The sequence below is a fragment of the Amycolatopsis plumensis genome (assembly GCF_042652605.1).
Lineage (GTDB): Bacteria > Actinomycetota > Actinomycetes > Mycobacteriales > Pseudonocardiaceae > Amycolatopsis > Amycolatopsis plumensis.
The window spans coordinates 7,368,311-7,385,796 of the sequence record NZ_JBHSJY010000001.1; the positions used below are offsets into that span (position 1 = coordinate 7,368,311).

15 protein-coding genes are annotated in these 17,486 nt (G+C 72.5%); 4 read left to right on the forward strand and 11 right to left on the reverse strand.

The features are described 5' to 3' along the window. Positions 1–23: 23 nt before the first annotated feature. A complete protein-coding gene (locus ACFPLC_RS35680; RefSeq protein ID WP_378204340.1) occupies positions 24–2,912 on the forward strand; it encodes a beta-galactosidase in 2,889 nt (962 codons plus the stop codon). An 89-nt stretch (positions 2,913–3,001) separates the two neighbouring features. Here ACFPLC_RS35680 and ACFPLC_RS35685 read toward each other — a convergent pair whose 3' ends face one another. The 3 genes from ACFPLC_RS35685 to ACFPLC_RS35695 form a co-directional block, all read right to left on the reverse strand. Then, positions 3,002–3,898 carry an IS3 family transposase gene (locus ACFPLC_RS35685; RefSeq protein ID WP_378236040.1) on the reverse strand — a complete coding sequence of 299 codons (897 nt, stop codon included), beginning with the start codon at positions 3,896–3,898 and terminating at the stop codon, positions 3,002–3,004. Further along, positions 3,895–4,209, reverse strand: coding sequence for a transposase (locus ACFPLC_RS35690; protein WP_378236041.1), 315 nt, complete (start codon positions 4,207–4,209; stop codon positions 3,895–3,897). The genes ACFPLC_RS35685 and ACFPLC_RS35690 overlap by 4 nt, the downstream gene beginning before the upstream one ends. Before the next feature lie 181 nt (positions 4,210–4,390). Continuing rightward, positions 4,391–5,590 (reverse strand): amidohydrolase, encoded by a 1,200-nt coding sequence (locus ACFPLC_RS35695; protein ID WP_378207903.1) that lies wholly within the window; start codon positions 5,588–5,590, stop codon positions 4,391–4,393. 113 nt (positions 5,591–5,703) lie between these two features. Between ACFPLC_RS35695 and ACFPLC_RS35700 the strand changes: the two genes are divergently transcribed. After that, complete coding sequence (locus ACFPLC_RS35700) at positions 5,704–6,063, forward strand: STAS domain-containing protein (protein WP_378207906.1); 360 nt, start codon at positions 5,704–5,706, stop codon at positions 6,061–6,063. On the opposite strand, the gene ACFPLC_RS35705 is transcribed toward ACFPLC_RS35700, so the two are convergent. After that, complete coding sequence (locus ACFPLC_RS35705; RefSeq protein WP_378207909.1) at positions 6,050–8,161, reverse strand: BTAD domain-containing putative transcriptional regulator; 2,112 nt, start codon at positions 8,159–8,161, stop codon at positions 6,050–6,052. The genes ACFPLC_RS35700 and ACFPLC_RS35705 overlap by 14 nt on opposite strands. 190 nt (positions 8,162–8,351) lie before the next feature. Between ACFPLC_RS35705 and ACFPLC_RS35710 the strand changes: the two genes are divergently transcribed. Further along, complete coding sequence (locus tag ACFPLC_RS35710) at positions 8,352–8,795, forward strand: DUF6294 family protein (protein ID WP_191309384.1); 444 nt, start codon at positions 8,352–8,354, stop codon at positions 8,793–8,795. 63 nt (positions 8,796–8,858) lie between these two features. Here ACFPLC_RS35710 and ACFPLC_RS35715 read toward each other — a convergent pair whose 3' ends face one another. Further along, on the reverse strand, positions 8,859–9,281 hold the full coding sequence (locus ACFPLC_RS35715; protein WP_378207912.1) for a hypothetical protein: 423 nt from the start codon (positions 9,279–9,281) through the stop codon (positions 8,859–8,861). Between the two features lie 529 nt (positions 9,282–9,810). On the opposite strand from ACFPLC_RS35715, the gene ACFPLC_RS35720 reads away from it, so the two are divergent. After that, complete coding sequence (locus ACFPLC_RS35720; RefSeq protein WP_378207915.1) at positions 9,811–10,587, forward strand: prepilin peptidase; 777 nt, start codon at positions 9,811–9,813, stop codon at positions 10,585–10,587. Between the two features lie 4 nt (positions 10,588–10,591). On the opposite strand, the gene ACFPLC_RS35725 is transcribed toward ACFPLC_RS35720, so the two are convergent. From ACFPLC_RS35725 to ACFPLC_RS35750, 6 genes are read right to left on the reverse strand one after another with little or no spacing between them, the layout of a single operon-like run. Beyond that, the gene (locus tag ACFPLC_RS35725; protein ID WP_378207918.1) at positions 10,592–12,604 is read right to left on the reverse strand and encodes a hypothetical protein; all 2,013 of its coding nucleotides are present in this window, start codon (positions 12,602–12,604) and stop codon (positions 10,592–10,594) included. Continuing rightward, positions 12,601–13,224, reverse strand: coding sequence for a prepilin-type N-terminal cleavage/methylation domain-containing protein (locus tag ACFPLC_RS35730; RefSeq protein ID WP_378207921.1), 624 nt, complete (start codon positions 13,222–13,224; stop codon positions 12,601–12,603). Before ACFPLC_RS35730 ends, ACFPLC_RS35725 begins: the two co-directional genes overlap by 4 nt. Continuing rightward, complete coding sequence (locus ACFPLC_RS35735) at positions 13,218–13,646, reverse strand: type IV pilus modification PilV family protein (protein WP_378207924.1); 429 nt, start codon at positions 13,644–13,646, stop codon at positions 13,218–13,220. The genes ACFPLC_RS35730 and ACFPLC_RS35735 overlap by 7 nt, the downstream gene beginning before the upstream one ends. 13 nt (positions 13,647–13,659) lie before the next feature. Beyond that, the gene (locus ACFPLC_RS35740; RefSeq protein WP_378207927.1) at positions 13,660–14,865 is read right to left on the reverse strand and encodes a type II secretion system F family protein; all 1,206 of its coding nucleotides are present in this window, start codon (positions 14,863–14,865) and stop codon (positions 13,660–13,662) included. Beyond that, positions 14,862–16,391, reverse strand: a complete 1,530-nt coding sequence (locus ACFPLC_RS35745) for a GspE/PulE family protein (RefSeq protein WP_378207930.1) — start codon at positions 16,389–16,391, stop codon at positions 14,862–14,864. The genes ACFPLC_RS35740 and ACFPLC_RS35745 overlap by 4 nt, the downstream gene beginning before the upstream one ends. After that, on the reverse strand, positions 16,388–17,476 hold the full coding sequence (locus ACFPLC_RS35750) for a type IV pilus twitching motility protein PilT (RefSeq protein ID WP_378207932.1): 1,089 nt from the start codon (positions 17,474–17,476) through the stop codon (positions 16,388–16,390). The genes ACFPLC_RS35745 and ACFPLC_RS35750 overlap by 4 nt, the downstream gene beginning before the upstream one ends. Positions 17,477–17,486 lie beyond the last annotated feature (10 nt).

Below are 17,486 nucleotides of genomic sequence, written 5' to 3' on the forward strand. Positions count from 1 at the left end.
CCGCCGATCGGAAAGTGTCGTCCATGCGCCGGTTCCTCTCGTTCCTCCTCGCACTGCTGGTCGCCACCGGGCTGGGTGCGGCACCGGCGTCGGCCACCCCGGCGGCGCGGCCGAAGCACCAGGTCACGTTCGACAAGTACTCGCTCATGCTGGACGGCAGGCGGCAGATCGTCTGGTCCGGCGAATTCCACCCGTTCCGGCTGCCGAGCCCGGACCTGTGGCGGGACGTGCTGCAGAAGATGAAGGCCACCGGCTACACGGCGGTCTCGATCTACTTCGACTGGAACTATCACTCGCCGGCGCCCGGGGTGTACGACTTCACCGGCGTGCGCGACATGGACCGCGTGCTCGACCTCGCCGCCGAAGCGGGGCTGTACGTCATCGCCCGGCCCGGTCCGTACATCAACGCCGAGGTCACCGGCGGCGGCTTCCCGGCGTGGCTGAGCACCCAGGCCGGCCGGGCCCGCAGCGACGCCCCCGACTATCTCGCCGCGTCGGACGAATGGCTGTCGCGGATCGACCGGATCATCGCCCGGCACCAGTACACCGACGGCCGCGGGCCGGTGATCCTCTACCAGATCGAGAACGAGCTGGCCGCCACCGGCACCGCACAGCGCAACTACATCGCCCACCTGTACGACAAGGTGCGGGCGGACGGGATCACCGTCCCGGTCTTCCACAACGACAAGGGCCGCAACGGCATCTGGGTGCCGCCGGGCTCCGGCGTGCCCGGGACCGTCGAAGGCAAGGTCGACCTCTACGCCTTCGACGGCTACCCCGGCGGCACCTGCCGGACCGACGCGACGCCGGGCACCCCGAACGCCGCCCCGGACTGGGGCACCTACGGGCCGGGCGGCGCCAAGGGCGGCGCGAGCGCGTCGCCGAACACGCCCGGGTTCGTCGCCGAGTTCGGCGGCGGCTGGTTCGACTACTGGGGCAGCAACGGCACCTACCCGTGCACCGCGGTCCGGCAGGGGCCGGGCTACGAGCGCGTCTTCTACGGCACGAACCTGGCGAACGGCCTGACCATCCAGAACTTCTACATGACCTTCGGCGGGACGTCGTGGGGCGGCCTGCCGGCGCCGGTCGTCTACAGCTCCTACGACTACGGCTCGGCGATCGACGAAGGCCGTCAGCTGCGGCCGAAAGCGCTGACGATGAAGGAGATCGGGTCGTTCCTGGCCACCGTCCCGGATCTGGCCAAGATGGACCGGGCGGCGCCGGTGACGCCGTCGTCGGCCGCGGTGAAGGTCTACCACAACGTCAACCCGGACACCGGCGTGCACTTCTACCTGCCGGTGCACTCGCCGTCGAACGCGACGACGGACGACTCCTTCACCTTCCCGCTGTCCACACCGGACGGTGACTACACCGTTCCGCTCCGGCTGACCGGGCAGGACGCCAAGTACCTGGTGGCGAACTTCGACGCCGCCGGCCAGCACCTGGTGTACTCGACGTCGGAGCTGATGGCCCAGGCCGCGGGCACCGTGCTGCTGCACGGACGGCCGGGCGAGGACGGCGAGACGGTGCTCCGGTACGCGACGCAGCCGCGCGTGGACGTCCTCGCCGGGAACGTCACGACCACGTGGTCGGGCCACGACCTGCGCCTGGACTACCGCCACGACGGGCTCGCGCGGGTCCGGATCAGCGGCGGCGGCCGCCCGGCCGTGACGCTGCTGCTCGCCGACGACCGCACGGCGGACACGTTCTGGGCCGTGGGCGGTCTGCTCGTGCGCGGGCCGGACCTGGTGCGGACCGCCCAGGCCGGGTTCGTGCTGACCGGCGACACGAAGGCGCCGAGGGACCTCGAGGTGTGGGGTGCCCGCGGCCCGCTGCTGTGGTGGAACGGCGCCCCGGTCCCGGCCCGGCCCACCGCGTCCGGCAGCCTGCTGGCGCTGCGGCCGCTGCCCGGACCCGCCGACCCGCGCCTGCCCGAGCTCACCGGCTGGCGCTCGGCGCCCGGCTCCCCGGAATCCTCGCCGCGGTACGACGATGCGGCGTGGCCGGCCGCGGACCGGACCACGACGAACAGCACCACCCCGCCGCCCGCCGGGCAGCCGGTGCTGACCGCGGACGACTACGGCTTCGGCGTCGGCGACGTCTGGTACCGCGGCCGGTTCACCGGGACGCCGGGGGAGCGGGTCAGCCTGCGCTACGGCGGCGGGGGCGCCGGGATGCTGCAGGCGTGGCTGGACGGGCAGTACCTCGGCCAGCACGTGCTCCCCGCCGCGCTGGCGGCCCCGCCGACGACGGGGACGGCAGAGTTCGCCGTGCCCGAAGGCCTGCGCGGCGACGGGCCGCACGTGCTGTCGGTGATGGTCCGCAACAACGGCCACAACGAGGACGGCGGCGTCAACGACGCCCACAAGGAAGGCCGGGGGCTCGTCTCGACGTCCCTGACCGGGGTGGCGTGGAAGCTGCAGGGCGGGACGGCGGATCCGGTGCGCGGCCCGCTCAACAACGGCGGTCTCGAGGGCGAACGCGCGGGCCGGCACCTGCCGGGCTTCCCGGACCGCGCCTGGGCACCGGCGGAAGTGCCCGCACCGGCGGCCGACCCGGGGACGACGTGGTACCGCACGACGTTCTCCCTGCGGGTGCCCCGGGACCAGGACACGTCGGTGGGCCTGACGATCGGCGACCCGGCCAAGCCGCGGTCGGGTGGCCGGTACCGGGTGCTGGTGTTCCTGAACGGCTGGAACGTCGGCCAATACATCGGGGACGTCGGGCCGCAGCACACGTTCGTGCTGCCGAACGGGATCCTCGACCCGCACGGCCGCAACACCCTGGCCCTCGCGGTGACCAGCGACGGCGGCCCGGGCAACGGCCTGGAGAAGGTGGTCCTGACGGACCTGGGCACGGCGCGCGGCGGGGTGCCGGTCCGGCCGGTGCCCTCACCGCCCTGGCGGCCGTGAGCGGGCCCCGGTCTTCGCTGCCCACGCCTTGAATGACTCATTCCTGACTGGGCTTGACCCGTTTGGGCGGACAGGGTTGATGAGTGGGGTCAGGCTAGCGCAGGTGTGGTAGCTGGCCGGGCTGTTGCTTCGTAGGCGGTGGGGCTGCGGTAGCCGAGGCTGGAGTGTCGGCGGCGGGTGTTGTACCAGCCTTCGATGTAGCTGAAGATGGCCTGGTGGGCCTGGGTTTTGGTGGGCCAGGGGCGGCGGTTGAGCAGTTCGGTTTTGATGGTGGCGAAGAACGACTCGGCAACTGCGTTGTCCCAGCATTGGCCTGTGCGTCCGACCGAGAGCCGGACTCCGCCCTGGGCGGCGGTGCGGGCGAACTGGGCTGAGGTGTACTGGCAGCCGCGGTCGGAGTGGAAGATCACTGCGGGGTCGGGGCGGCGCTGGGCGAGTGCGGTGCGCAGGGCTTGGTCGATGAGGTCGGTGCGCAGGTGATCGGCGGTGGCCCAGCCGACCACCTTGCGGGAGGCGATGTCGATCACGGTGGCCAGATACAGCCAGCCCTCCCCGGTGGGGATGTAGGTGATGTCCCCGCACCACCGCGTGTTGATGTTCTCGGGGTGGCAGGTGAAATCGCGGGTGATCAGGTCCGGGCGGCCCGGCGCGGCCGGGTCGGCGACGGTGGTGGTCCGCCATCGCTTCGGTGCCCGCCCGGCCAAGCCGGCCTGGCGCATCAGCCGGGCGATGCGTTTGCGGGAATGCCGATGGCCCTGGGCGTGTAGTTCGGCGTGGATGCGGGGTGCGCCGTAGGTGCCGCGGGACTCCTCGTGCACCCGGATGATGTTGGCGGTCAGCACGGTGTCGGCGCGGTCACGTGCCGACGGGCTGGGGTTGCGGTGGGCGTAGTAGGCGGCACGGGAGACCTCAAGCAGGGCGCAGGCACGCTTGACGGTGCCTGCGCCGCTGGCGTTCTCCGCCTCAATGAACGGGTAGACGTTCACCGGGTCTCCTTCGCGAAGAAAGCCGTCGCTCGCCGGAGGATCTCCACGTCCTCCTGCAATCGTTTGTTCTCCCGCCGCAGCGCGGCGAGCTCGGCCTTCTCGTCGCTGGTCAGCCCGTCGGTGCGGGTGCCGGCGTCACGCTCGGCCTGGATGATCCATTTCCGGACCACCGAGTCGGTCAGCTCGAAGTCCCGGACCACCTCCGGCACCGTCCGCTCGCCGCGTTGCACCAGCCCGACGATCTGGGCTTTGAACTCGGTGGTGAACACCCGCCGAGGCCGCTGCTGGGCACGAGGCTTCTTCTTCGCCATGCGATCCATGATGAGCGACATCCCTTCCAGGAGCTCCCGCCCCTGATCAGAGGTGTCCGCCAAACCGGGTCAAGCCCATGACGTCAGAAGCCAGGAATGAGTCATTCACTGCGTGCGGGCCGTTGGCCGGGGACGTGCCGCTTCAGCTCTGTGGCCGCGAGTCCGCCTGAGCGAGGCGCACTCACCGGCCCGGCGGCACGGAAAGAGCCCCGGACCGGTGGACGACGTGGCCTGCCTTGACGACCAGGTCGCGCGGCGGCCGCGTCACCACGGCGTGGGCCGTCGTCTCCGCGTCGAGGACCACGAGGTCCGCGGGCGCGCCCTCGGTGAGCCCGTAACCGGCGAGGCCGAGGGCGCTCGCGCCGCCGTAGGTGACCGCTTCCAGGGCGAGCTCGATGTCCTCGTCGCGGCGGAACGTGCTGCGGTAGGCCAGGTGCATCGCCCGGTCCAGGAGGTCGCCGCTGCCGTACGGGCTCCACAGGTCGCGGATGTCGTCGTGCCCGCACGCCACGTTCACCCCGGCCGCGCGCAGCTTCTTCACCGGCGGGACCGGGAAGTCGAAGACGGCGGCCGTGGTGATCGTGATGCCCGCCTCCGCGAGCTCCGCGGCCAGGCGGTCCTGCGTTGCGGCGTCGGCTTGGCCGAGCGCGTAGGCGTGGCTGACCGTCACCCGCCCGGCGAGACCGGCAGCCCGGGTCCGCTCGATGATCAGCTCCAGTTCGAACACGCCGAGCGTGCCGGGATCGTGCAGGTGCAGGTCGATCCGCACGCCGTGGCGTTCCGCGAGGCCGAAGACGACGTCGAGGTGGCGGACCGGGTCCCGGTCGAGCCCGGCCGGGTCGATGCCGCCCACCGCGTGCACCCCGAGCTTGATCGCCTCTTCGAGCAGCGCGGCCGTGCCCGGGTCGGTGAGGATGCCGCTCTGCGGGAAGGCGACCTGCTCGACGGTGATCCGCCCGGCCAGCCGGGCGGCCGTGTCGCGGACCACCTCCACCCCGGTGAGACCGGTGCCGGAGTGGACGTCGGTGTGCGTGCGGACGTGCGTGGTGCCGGCGGCGACCATGGTTTCCAGCAGCGCGCTGACGCGGGCCGGGTCGGGCAGTCCGAGTTCGGCGCGGCGGAGGCGTTCGTCGGCGATCCGGTCGGCGAGCGCGGGCCCGGCCGAGTGCGGCCGCCACGGTCCGCCGTAGAGCGTCTTGTCCAGGTGGCAGTGGGCTTCGACGAGGCCGGGCAGGACGAGCCGGCCGCCGAGCTCGACCACCTCGGCGTCCCCGGCCGCGATGCCGGGCCCGACCTCGGCGATGACCCCGTCCGAGATGAGCAGGTCGGCCGGGCCGCCGGTGTTCCAGGGACGGCCGTCGCGCAGCAGAAGTCCGGGCATCGTCGCTCCTCACGGTCGGTTCCGAGCTTCACACACTTCGGGCCGTTTGGTGTCCGCGGCGATGGGGTAAGAGGTGATCATTCACCGCTGATTTCCGTGGAAGGAGCACCTCGATGAGCGCCCTCGACCTGTCCGCGATGCTGCTGACGGCAACGACCGCGGAAACCGGCCCGGGAACGCTGCGGGTCACGGTCACGGGCGAAATCGACATGGCGACGCGCCCGCGCCTGGACGGGGAACTCGACCGCGCCGTCGCGGCGTCGCCCCGGCGGCTGGTGGTCGACCTGCTGGGCGTGGGGTTCTGCGGCGTCACCGGGGTGGCTTCGCTGGGCCGCCTGCGGTCCCGCTGCTCGGAAGCGGGGATCGACCTGGTGCTGAAGCCCTCCGGCGTGGTGCGCCGCGCCCTGGATCTCGCCGCGGTGGCCCCGCTGTTCCGGCTGGAAGGGTGGCGGGAGCAGCTCATCGCCCAGTAGCGAACGTCCGGGCTTCCTCGTCGGCCGCGGCCAGTTCGCGGTCCGCGGCCGCCGCATCGCCGGGTCTGCCGCGGCGGAGCAGGGCGTCGGCGTGGCGGCGCCGGGAAAACACCACCGCGGGCCAGTGCGCCAAGGCCAGGTTGTGCCGGACGGCGGCCCGCAGGTGCGACACGGCCCGGTCCGGATCACCGGCGGTGAGGGCCGTGGTCCCGAGCGGGTGGTGGACCGAGCCGAAGCACGCGATGCCCAGGCTCGCCATGGCGGGCAGCTGCGCGAACGGCGCCAGCAGCTCGTGGATCCGCGCCGCCGTCGCACCGTCGTCGAGCAGGTAGGCCGTTTCCGCGGCGCCGCACAGCGAAGTCAGCCAGGTGCTCGACCGCGGCAGCGCCCCCAGGTCTTCGCCGCAGAGGCGCGCCAGCGCGCCCGCGGCCGTGCGGCGGTCGCCCGCCGAGGCCGCCGCGACGGCGAGCGCCGCGTAGTACGAATTGTCGATCGGGCTGAGCGTCGGTGAGTGCATCAGCCCGTCCAGGACCGGCACGAGCTCTCCGAGGCGCCCATGGAACCACCGGATCGCCACCAGCTGCGCGCCGTACCAGCCGAGCGCGTCGAAGTCGCCCGCCGCCCGGCCGAACTCGGCGCAGGCCTGCGCCCCCGCTTCGGCCTCGCGGAAGCGGCCCGCGCGGATGGCCAGCATGACCTTGAGCGCGTCGGCCACGAACCCCGCCGCCAGGTGCTTGCGCTCGGCGAGTAGGTCGTCGAGCTCGCCGAGCCGGCGCTCGGCGTGCGGGTCACCGGCCAGGAACAGGTCGACGGTGTCCCACAGCACCCCCATCACCAGGTCGGTGCGCCGTCCCGAGCGGCCGCTCACCCCGACCAGCTCGGTCGCGAGGCCGTGCCGCAGCCGCGCGTGGTCCGGGCCGAGCAGGCAGTGGTGGGCCAAACTCAGCGCCTCGGCGTGCGCGACGGGATCGCCCGCCGCCCGCGTCCGCTCGGCCGCCGCGAGCACCCGGTCGTGCGTGCCCGCCTCGTAGTCCAGCTCCGCGGCGAGCCGGGCCTGCAGCCGGTGGCCCAGCGTCGAGCCGGGGTCGACCTGGTCGAGCGCGTGCCGCAGCCGGGTCAGCAGCGACGCCGCCGCGGCGGCCGTCCGGTGCTCGTGCACCCACACCCCGCCCAGGCCGAGGGCCGCGCGGGCGAGGGAGGTGGCGTCGCCGGCCCGCTCGGCCCGGACGTAGGCGGTTTCGAAGTGTTCCCGGCTGGTCCGCAGGTCGCCGTCCGCGAGCAGCGCGTGCTCGCCCGCGATGAGGGCGTCGTCGTCGGAGCCGGCCACCACCGCGGTCGCGCGGGTGGCGAGCAGCGCCGGGTGGTGGGCGAGCACCCGGCGGTGCACCTGCGCCAGCACCGGTGACGGCTCGACCCCGGACGCGGTGATCAGGCCGTGCCGGGCTCGGCGGAACGCTTCCAGCGCGTCGCTCTGCCGCCCGGCCCGGTAGAGCGCCGTCATCAGCTGGGCCCACAGCCGTTCGTGGCCGGGGAACGCGGCGGTCAGCGCCTCCAGCTCGGCGATCAGCCCGGTGTCCTCGCCGGTCGCGAGGTCGGCCTCGATCCGGTCCTGCACGGCGTTGTGCCGCAGCCGGTCGAGCCGCATCCCCTCCGCCGCCAGGGTTTCCACCTCGCCGAACTCCTCGTAAGCGGTGTGCCCGCGCCACAGGTCCAGCGCGGCGGCCAGGTGTTTCCGGGCGGCCGCGGGTTCCCCGGCGGCCAGCTCCCGGCGCCCCTCGGCGGTGAGCTGTTCGAACCGCGCGGCGTCGAGGGCCTGCGGCGCGAGGTGCAGCACGTAGCCCGGCGGCCGGGTGAGGATCGCCTCCGCGCCGAGCGTGCCGCGCAGCCGCGAAAGGTAGGTCCGCACCGTGCGGTCCGCGTGCGCGGGCGCCTCCTCGCCCCACAGCGCCCGCCCCAGCGCGCCGACGCTGACCACCCGGCCCGCCTCCGCCGCCAGCACCGCCAGCAGGGTCCGCAGGCGCGGGCCCCCGACGTCCCGCGGCTCGCCGTCCAGCCGCACCTCGAACGGTCCCAGCACCCCGAGGTCCACCCCGCCCATGCCCGCCCCTCCGCGACGCGGGTATCCCGCGCGCTCCGCGTACAGGAGCGGGCCGGGCCGCTCCGGATACGTCCGACGCCCGCCTGAATGTCCGTCGACGAGTTGTCGACGGACTGTCGACGGGCGCTGCGAGGCTCGGCCCGAGCGGACCGGAGGGGTCCGCGGCCACCGGTTCTTCGGGAGGAAGTCCATGAAACGCATGATTCGCGGTCTGGCACCGGTTTTCGCCCTCGCGGCGACGGGGGCGGCGGTGCTGACGGGCGCGCCGGCGGCGACCGCCGCACCGGCGCACAGCGCGGCGGTCCTCGAGGTGAAAAGTGCGACATGGGGCCAGCTGCACGTCGGCGACTGCGAGCAGGACAACGGCACCATGGTGATCCGGTCGGACGGCACGGGGGATTGGAGCGCGACGACGCTGACGTTCCAGACGCACTCCGGCGACGTCTGGCACTCGAGCTTCGACTTCAAGACCACGGCCGGGACGAAGCTGTTCTCCGCGGGCACGTTCGACAGCCCGCGGATGGACGACGGCAACCCGCCGCCGCGCTACTTCTGGACGAAGCACTTCACCTACGACGCTTCGCTCTTCAGCGCGGTCAACATCTTCAAGACGATCCAGCACTCGAGCTGCTGACACGGCGGTGACGAACCGCCCTGGGCCACGGCGTGCCGGGACCCAGGGCGGCGGCCTCGACGCCTAGCTGATCGGCACCGTCGCGGTGCAGGACGCCGCGCCGTTGTCGAACGTCGCCGCCGCGGTGCCCATCCCGGTGACCGGCACGGTCGTGGTGGTCGGCATCGAGAAGCTGGTGTTCCCGGTCGTCGGCAACGACTGCGAGTACACCGTGCGCGTCGTCGTTCCGGTGCGGTACGAAATCCGCAACGAGACCTTGCCCGCGACGTCGCCGATGTACGGTCCCGACGCGCTGTACCCGCCGAGCAAGCGGAAATCGAAGCCGGTGTTCTCGTACCGGAGGGTGAACGTGCCGCTGAATTCGCCGTCGTGGCAGGTGGCCGTTCGCTGGATGATCGTCGTCGCCTGGGCCGGGGCCACCAGCGCCGTCGTGCCGGCCAGCAGCGCCCCCAGCGCCACCATTCCGGCCTTTGCTGCAGTCTTCATATGCTTCCTCCCAGTCGCATTCACCGTCATCCTGCCCGGTACCGCTTCCGTTCCGCTTCCCCGTCACGCGGTGGTGCGGACCAGCTGGGCGGAGCCGCCGGGCTCGAGGAGTTCCTTCCGCGGGTGCGCGTGGACGACGACCTGCTCGACCCCGGCAACGATCGGCAACCCACCGGCGGTCATCCCCAGACTCTAGGCCCGCCCGCCCCCCATTTCCCGCCCAAATTTGCGCCCCACCCCACCAACTCGCGTACCCGAACGGACGACTCGCGTACCTGAAGGGTCGGCCTGCGTACCTGGAGGGTCGGCCTGCGTACCTGGAGGGTCGGCCTGCGTACCTGGAGGGTCGGCTGGCGTACCCGGAGGGATGACACGGCCGGACCCGGCTCGGGTCGCGAACCGACCGTCTGGGTACGCAGGTCGACCGTCTGGGTACGCGGGCCGACTGTCTGGGTACGCGCTGTCCGGTCGCGGGCTGGGCGGGGGTCGGGCAAGATCTGCCGTGGTCGCCCCGGTGCGAAGGAGGCCGATGGTTGTGGTCGTGGCGGCGGCGGTGCTCGGCCTGCTCGTCGGGTCGTTCCTCAACGTCGTGATCCACCGGGTGCCGCGGGGCGAGTCCGTGGTCCGGCCGCCCTCGCGCTGCCCCGGCTGCGGGCAGACCATCAAGGCCCGGCACAACGTCCCCGTCTTCGGCTGGCTCGTCCTGCGCGGCCGGTGCGCGGGCTGCGGCACCCGGATCAGCGTCCGGTACCCGCTGGTCGAACTCGGCACCGCGGTCCTGTTCGCGCTGCTGGCCCTGCGGCTCGACCCGCCGGAGCTGCCCGCCTTCCTCTACTTCGGCGCGATCGGCGTCGCCCTGGCCCTGATCGACCTCGACTGCCGCCGCCTGCCGAACCCGATCGTGCTGCCGTCGTACCCGGTCCTCGCCGTCCTGCTGACGGCGTCGGCCTGGTGGCGCGACGACTGGTGGTCACTCGCCCGGGCCGGGATCGGCGGCGCCGCCCTGTTCGCCTTCTACCTCCTCCTCGCGCTGGCGTACCCGGCGGGCATGGGCTTCGGCGACGTCAAGCTCGCCGGCCTCCTCGGCGGGATCCTCGCCTTCCTCTCCTGGCCGGCGTTGCTGATCGGGGCGTTCGGCGGGTTCCTGCTCGGCGCGGTCGCCGGCGCCGTGGTGCTCGCGTCCGGCAAGGGCGGCCGCAAGACCGCCCTGCCGTTCGGGCCGTTCATGATCGCCGCGGCCCTGGTGGCGGTCTTCGCGGCCGGCCCGCTCGGCGACGCCTACCAGCGCCTGACCGGCCTGGCCTGACCGGTCACCGGTTCCCCGACCAGCTCAGCACCGACACCTGACGCGCCCCCGGCACCGGGTTCGCCGGATCACCGTCCACATAGGCCACCCGTGCCCGAGCTACCGGGGCACCACCCGGGGCGCAGGTCGACGAACCCGGGCACACGTACGCGGACAGGTAGACGCCGAAGACGAACCCGGGGGAGTCGTCCGGCACCTCGATCACCGCCCCGGTGAACGTCACGCTCCCGGTTTCCTTCACCCACAACGACCGCGCGACGACGCCGAAGCGGAAGATCGGCTCGGTCGCGTTGTTCAGCGTGACGTCCAGGACCGCTTTCGGCGCGTACGTCGTCCCCTGCACGTAGAACCGGTTCCCGGAGTTGTTCACCGTCGTGACGAGCGCGCACGCGGCACTGCTCGGGTACATCAGCTGCGTACACCCGCTCTCCGAGCGCAGGGCGGGCGGCGTGTAGGCCAGGTCCAGCTGCAGCGCATCCACCAGTTCCGTGCCTTCGTGCTTGACGTTCACGGTGTACCCCAGCTGGCCGCCGGCGAAGGTGCCGTCGTACACCGCCTGGGCCAGCTGGCTCGTCACGTCGGTGACGTCGGTGACGGCCGAGCCGCCGCCGGGGCTGGACACGGTCAGCGAGATCGGCGAGCTCCCCGTCGGGGTGAACTGCGCCGTGCGGGTGTCCTTGTTCGTGCCCTGGTCGTTCCGGTGGGTCACGCGGAGCTTCGCCGAAGTCAGGATCGTCCCGGCGGGCGGTGCCGCGGCGGCGGCGAAGCCGGTGGCAGTCAGCGTGGCGCTGCCCCCGCTCTTGCCGGGCGAGACCCAGGTGGCGCCCAAACCATCCACTTTGGACAGCGAGGCGGTCGTCCCGCCGGTGAAATCACCCGTCACGGACGCGGGAACCAGTGTCGTGGTCACCAGCGACTCCGCGCCCGACGTCAGCCCGTACACGGCCACCGGCGGCCGTTCCGCGCTGTAGGTCCCGCAGATCTCCGCCTGTCCCGCCTTCACCGCCAGCCGGCTGTCGCCGCCGAAGACGAACTGGACGCCGACCGCCTTCGCGTCGTCGATCGGGTTGTCGCAGGCTCCCGGAATCTGCGCCGGGACCGGGGGCTTGGCGATGATCCGCCCGCTGCCGTCCACCGGCGTGCCCGCGACCAGGTAGCCGTTGTCGACCGTCCACTCGTCGGTGCCCGAGGGCAACGACGGCGGCCGGACCGACGCGCTGTTGTGGAAGTCGAAGTAGTACGTCCCGGGCGTGAACCAGAACGTGCTGTCCTTGCACTTGCTGCTGCTGGACATCATCGCCGACAGCCCGGCCGCGTCGTCGTAGTACCCGGGCTGGAACGTCACCAGCGAAGACGCCTTGGTGCACGGCGGCAGTGCTTGACGCGGCGGCACGGACGTCAGCGCCGGGGCGTACCCCGGGTCGGCGCCGAGGCTCGACCCGCCGAAGCCGCACGACGGCGTGGGCGTGCTCAGGATCGTGCCCGAGCAGGTGCCGCGCGCGTACACCGCGGTGTTCGTGTCGAGCGAGCCGTTGACCACCCGGATGTTCGAGTTCGAGTACACGATGCCGTGCACCTTGAACGACGAACCGGTCGGCTGCTGGATGTTGAGCCCGTCCTCGCCGCCGGTGCCGAGGGTGAGGATCGCGTTGCCCGGCCGGTTGCACACGCTCAGGGACGGACACTGGATCCGCACCTTCGCCGGGTCGGCGGTGCACGACACCGCGGCCGAGCCGGCGCCGCCGAAGTTCGGCAGGCTCAGCGTGTCGGACCCGCCGAAGCAGTGCTCACCGGCCGCGCCGGTGAACGTGCTGGTGCGGATCGCGTTGATTCCCGCCTGCAGCGCGCCGTCGGCCGTGTAGGCGGACGCGGCCTGGTCGCGCAGGTTCACCGTGGTGCGGACGCTGGTGTCGGCGAACGACAGCAGCGCACCGAGCACCACCGCGATCACCGTCACCAGGACGAGCACCAGCGGCAGCGCGGCCCCCGTGTCGTCGCCCTTCCACCGGCGGTTCATGTCTGCCTCCGTTGCCCGAACAGCGTGATGGGGTAGGGGTCGGCGTGGGGCGCCACGGCGGTGAAGGTGAACTTCACCCACAGCGGCACGGCCGCGGCGGTGCACGTGCTCGAGCAGGTGATCGCGGGCGTGCCCGGGTCGACGTGGTGCGCGACGACCGAGTCGGACGACGGCGCGGAATCCAGGCAGCGCAGGCGGTGCAGCTCGGTCCCGGCGAGGTAGTAGGCGACGACCGCGGTGCGCCGGGTCGCGGCCGGTGTGCCGGTGTCCCAGTCGTCGGACAGCAGCCGCACCACCGAAACCGGGGTCGCGGCCGTACCGCAGACCTGGCCGCCGCCGTCGTAGGCGGCGCCGAGCTGGATCGACGGCGAGTACGGGACCTGGCCGTTCGCCACCGCCCCCGAGTAGTCCCGCAGGCCGACCGCGGCGACGTCCTGGGCGAAGAACGCCGAGCTCTGCTGGGCGTCGTGGGAAACGGCCAGCCGGGCCGAGGTGGCGTCGGTGTTGCGGATCGAGACGATCACCGCGTTGGCGATCGGCGCGGCGACCACCCCGAGGATGACGACGACGACCAGCAGCTCGATGAGCGTGAACCCGGCGTCGGACCGGCGGCTCAGCACAGCGCCTCCCCGAGCCCGCACCGCTTGCGCAGCACGACCTCCAGGCGTTCGCTCGCCCGCCCGTCGGTGCTGGCCACCTGCAGGGTCACCTGCTGCAGCCCGCTGTCGGTGCCACAGGTCGCCGACCACGCCGAGCCGGTCCAGTACTTCACCGACGTCACCGAGCCGGTGAACCCGGACGGCACGGTGAACCCGGCGGGCGCGGCGTACTTCGCGGGCGCGGCGCACGGGAAGTACCCGCCCGCCAGGACGGCCTCGCCGAAGTCGCGCACCCCGGCACCGGCCGTGGCCTGCTTGCGGTGGACGTCGGACAGGAACACGCTCACGCCGATCCCGCCGACGATCGCGAGCACGGCGATCCCCAGGATCGTCACCGCGACCAGCAGTTCGAGGAGGCTTTCGCCCCGGTCGTCCGTGCTCATCGGAGGCCGCCCATCAGAGGTGCACCTGGCCGAAGATCCCGTACATCGCCGAGACGAGCGCGACCGCGACGAACCCGACGACCAGGCCCATCACCACGATGACGGCCGGCTCGAACAGCGCGGTGAGCTTCTTCAGCCGGTAGTCCAGCTCGCTCTCGTAGTACTGGGCGGTGACCTGGAGTTGGGTGTCGAGGGTGCCGGTGTCCTCGCCGACGCGGATCATCTGCGCGGCGGTCACCGGGAACAGGCCGGAGCCGGTGAGCGGCCGGGCCAGGCCCTCGCCGTTGAGCACCGCCTGCGCGACCCGGGCCAGCGCGCGCATGAACACGCGGTTGCGCAGCGAGTCCGTCGCCACCCGCAGGGCCTCCGGCAGCGGCACCCCGGCGCTCACCATCGACGACAGGATCCGGCAGAACCGCTCGACCAGCGCGTGCCGCACGGTCGGGCCGATCGCCGGGACGCCGAGCAGCGCGCGGTCGCGGGCGTACCGGCCACCGGGCGTGCGCACGGCGAGGACGGACAGCGTGATGACGGCGAACAGCCCGGCCAGCAGCGCCCACCACCACTGGCCCAGGAAGTCGGTGACGGCCAGCAGCATCCGCGTCGGCAGCGGCAGTTTCGCGTTGAGGCTGGCGAAGAAGGACTTGAACCGCGGTAGGACGAAGGTGGCGAGCACGACGACGGTGACGACCGACATCAGCGCGATCATCGCCGGGTAGATCAGCGCGGCCTTGATCTTGCGCCGGGCTTCCAGGTCGCGTTCGAGGTAGCCGGCCAGCTGGTCGAGCACGACGTCGAGCTGCCCGGTGAGCTCCGCCGAGCGCAGGATCTCGCGGTAGAACTCGGGGAAGATCTTCGGGTGCCGGTCGATGCAGTCCGACAGCCGGTCGCCGCCGCGCAGGCCCTGTTCGACGTCCCGCAGCATCCGGGTCACCGACGAGTTCGCGGCCTCCTCGCCGAGGATGTGGACCGCGTCGATCAGCGGCAGCCCGGCCCGGACGAAGGCGCCCAGCTGGCGCGAGAGGTGCATGACGACCTCGCGCTTGACCCGCGGCGCGGTCAGCTCCAGGCTCAGCACGCTCTTCTTCTCGGTGACCTCGATGTCCCGCAGCTCGCGCTCGTACAGCGCGAGGACGGCCGAATCGGCGTCGGGCGCCTTCTGTACCCCGCGGGTGCGCAGCCCGTCCGGGCCGGTGGCGACGTAGGCGTACCGGTTCATCGCGCCCCTCCGGTGAGGTAGATCGACCGCAGCACCTCGGCCGGGGTGGTGACGCCCTCGGCGACCAGCCGGAGGGCCTCGTCCTGCAGCGTCCGCATGCCTTCCTTGCGGGCCAGTTCGTGCACCTCGCGGTGCGGCGCGCTGTCCAGCACGAGCGTGCGGATGCCTTCGCTGACCGGCATCAGCTCGTACACGCCGGTGCGGTCCAGGAACCCGGTCTGCGCGCAGAAGTTGCACCCGGCCCCGCGGACGAACCCGCCCGCCGGGCCGTCCGAGCCCAGGGCGTCCAGAAAGGACATTTCCTCGGCCGTGGGCTGGTAGTACTCGCTGCAGCGCGCGCAGATCCGCCGCACGAGCCGCTGGGCGAGCACCGCGGTGACCGAGGACGCGACGAGGAAGTTCTCGATCCCCATGTCCAGCAGCCGGTGCAGCGCCGACGCGGCGTCGGTGGCGTGCAGCGAGGAGAGCACGAAGTGGCCGGTGAGCGCGGACTGCACGGCGATGCGCGCGGTGTCGACGTCCCGGACCTCGCCGACGAGGATGACGTCCGGGTCCTGGCGCAGGATGGACTTGAGGCCGTCGGCGAAGGTGACGCCGGTCTGCTCGTTGATCTGGATCTGGTTGATCGAGGACATGGTGTACTCGACCGGGTCCTCGATGGTCATGATGTTGCGCTCGCTGCTGTCGAGCTCGCCCAGCGAGCCGTAGAGCGTCGTGGTCTTGCCGCTGCCGGTGGGCCCGGCGCAGATGACCATGCCGTAGGGCGACTGCAGCACGGACGTGTAGCGCGCGGCCATCTCCTCGGGCATGCCGAGCTGGCGCAGCCGGAACAGCGGACGGCTCTTGTCCAGCAGCCGCAGCACGACCTTCTCACCGCCGACGACCGGCGTGCTGGCCACCCGGATGTCCACCGGCCGGTCTTCGACGTCCATGCTGATCTGGCCGTCCTGCGGGCGGCGGCGCTCGACGATGTTCATACCGGCGAGGATCTTGATCCGGCTGGTCACCGCGGGCCCCATCGAGCCGGGCAGGTCGAGCACGTCGTGGAGCACGCCGTCGATGCGGTAGCGGACGCGGATCCGCTCGGCCTGCGGCTCCACGTGGATGTCGGAGGCCCGGTCGCGGAGCGCCTGCTTGATCATGAGGGCGACGACGTGCACGACGGGGGCGTCGTCGTTCGCGGTGGCCGGCGCCTCGGCGCGGGCCGCGTCGCGCCGCACGGCGTCCCGGGCCTCGAACGCCTTGACCTGCTGGTCGACGCCGGTGAGGGCGCGGTAGGTGCGGCCGATGGTGGCCAGGATGTCCGCGCGGGCGGCGACGGCGACGGTCACCGGGCGGCCGAGCGCCGCCTGCAGCGCCGGGGCGGTGGCCGCGTCGGCGACCGCGACCAGCACGGCGTCCTCGCGAACGGCCAAGGGAATCGCGCAGAGTTCGCGGGCTTTCGCCTCGCCGAGCAGGTCCGCGGCGGCGCGGTCCGGGGTCACCGTGCGGAGGTCGACGGTGCGCGGCTGGGTGCGGAGTCTCATGCCGGCACGCTCCGGGGGAGCGGCCGCGGGTCGATGTCCCGCGGGTGCAGGCTGCGCGCGGCGGCGTCGGCCGGGGTGACCAGCCCGGCGGCCACGAGCTGGGACAGCGACTGCTCCAGGGTGACCATGCCCTCGCGGCGTCCGGTGACGAGGGCGTTGCGCAGCTGGTGCGGCTTGCCTTCCTTGATGAGGTTGCGGACGGCCGTGTTGGCCACGAGGACCTCGAAGGCGGCGACGAGCCCGCCGCCGATGCGGGGGAGGAGCCGCTGGTACACGATCCCGGTGAGCGCGGCGGCGAGCTGCACGCGCACCTGCTCCTGTTGCCCGGCCGGGAAGACGTCGATCATCCGCGCGAGGGACTGCGCGGTGTCGTTGGTGTGCAGGGTGGCGAAGACCAGGTGCCCGGTCTCGGCGATGGTGAGCGCGAACCGGATCGACTCGAGGTCGCGCATTTCGCCGACCAGCAGCACGTCGGGGTCCTCCCGCAGGGCGCTGCGCAACGCGGCGGGGAAGGATTCGGTGTCCGTGCCGACCTCGCGCTGGTTGACCGCGGACCGCCGGTGGTCGTGGACGTACTCGATCGGATCCTCGACGGTGAGGATGTGGCAGGCGCGTTCGGAGTTGATCCGGTCGATGACGGCGGCGAGCGTGGTCGACTTCCCGGAGCCGGTCGGCCCGGTGACGAGGACGAGACCCTGGTGCTGTCGCGCGAAGTCGGCCAGGACCGGCGGCAGGCCGAGGTCGGCCATGCCGGGGATGCGGCGCGGGATCATCCGCAGCGCGACGACGGTCTCGCCGCGCTGGGTGAAGGCGTTCCCGCGGACGCGCGCTTCGTCGCGCCAGCCGAAGGAGAAGTCGAATTCGCGGCTGGTGCGCCAGGCGGCGGCCTGGTCGTCGGTGAGGAGCTCGGCGAGCAGGGCGCGGGTGTCCTCACCGGTGAGGACGGGGTGGCCGGGGACCGCGGAGAGGTCACCGTGCACGCGCAGCTGGGGCGGCAGTCCGGCGGTGAGCAGCAGGTCGGTGCCACGCGCCTGCCACAACGCCTCGAGCAGGCCGTCGACGCGGCTGCCGATCCGGGTGGGCATGGTTTCCTCC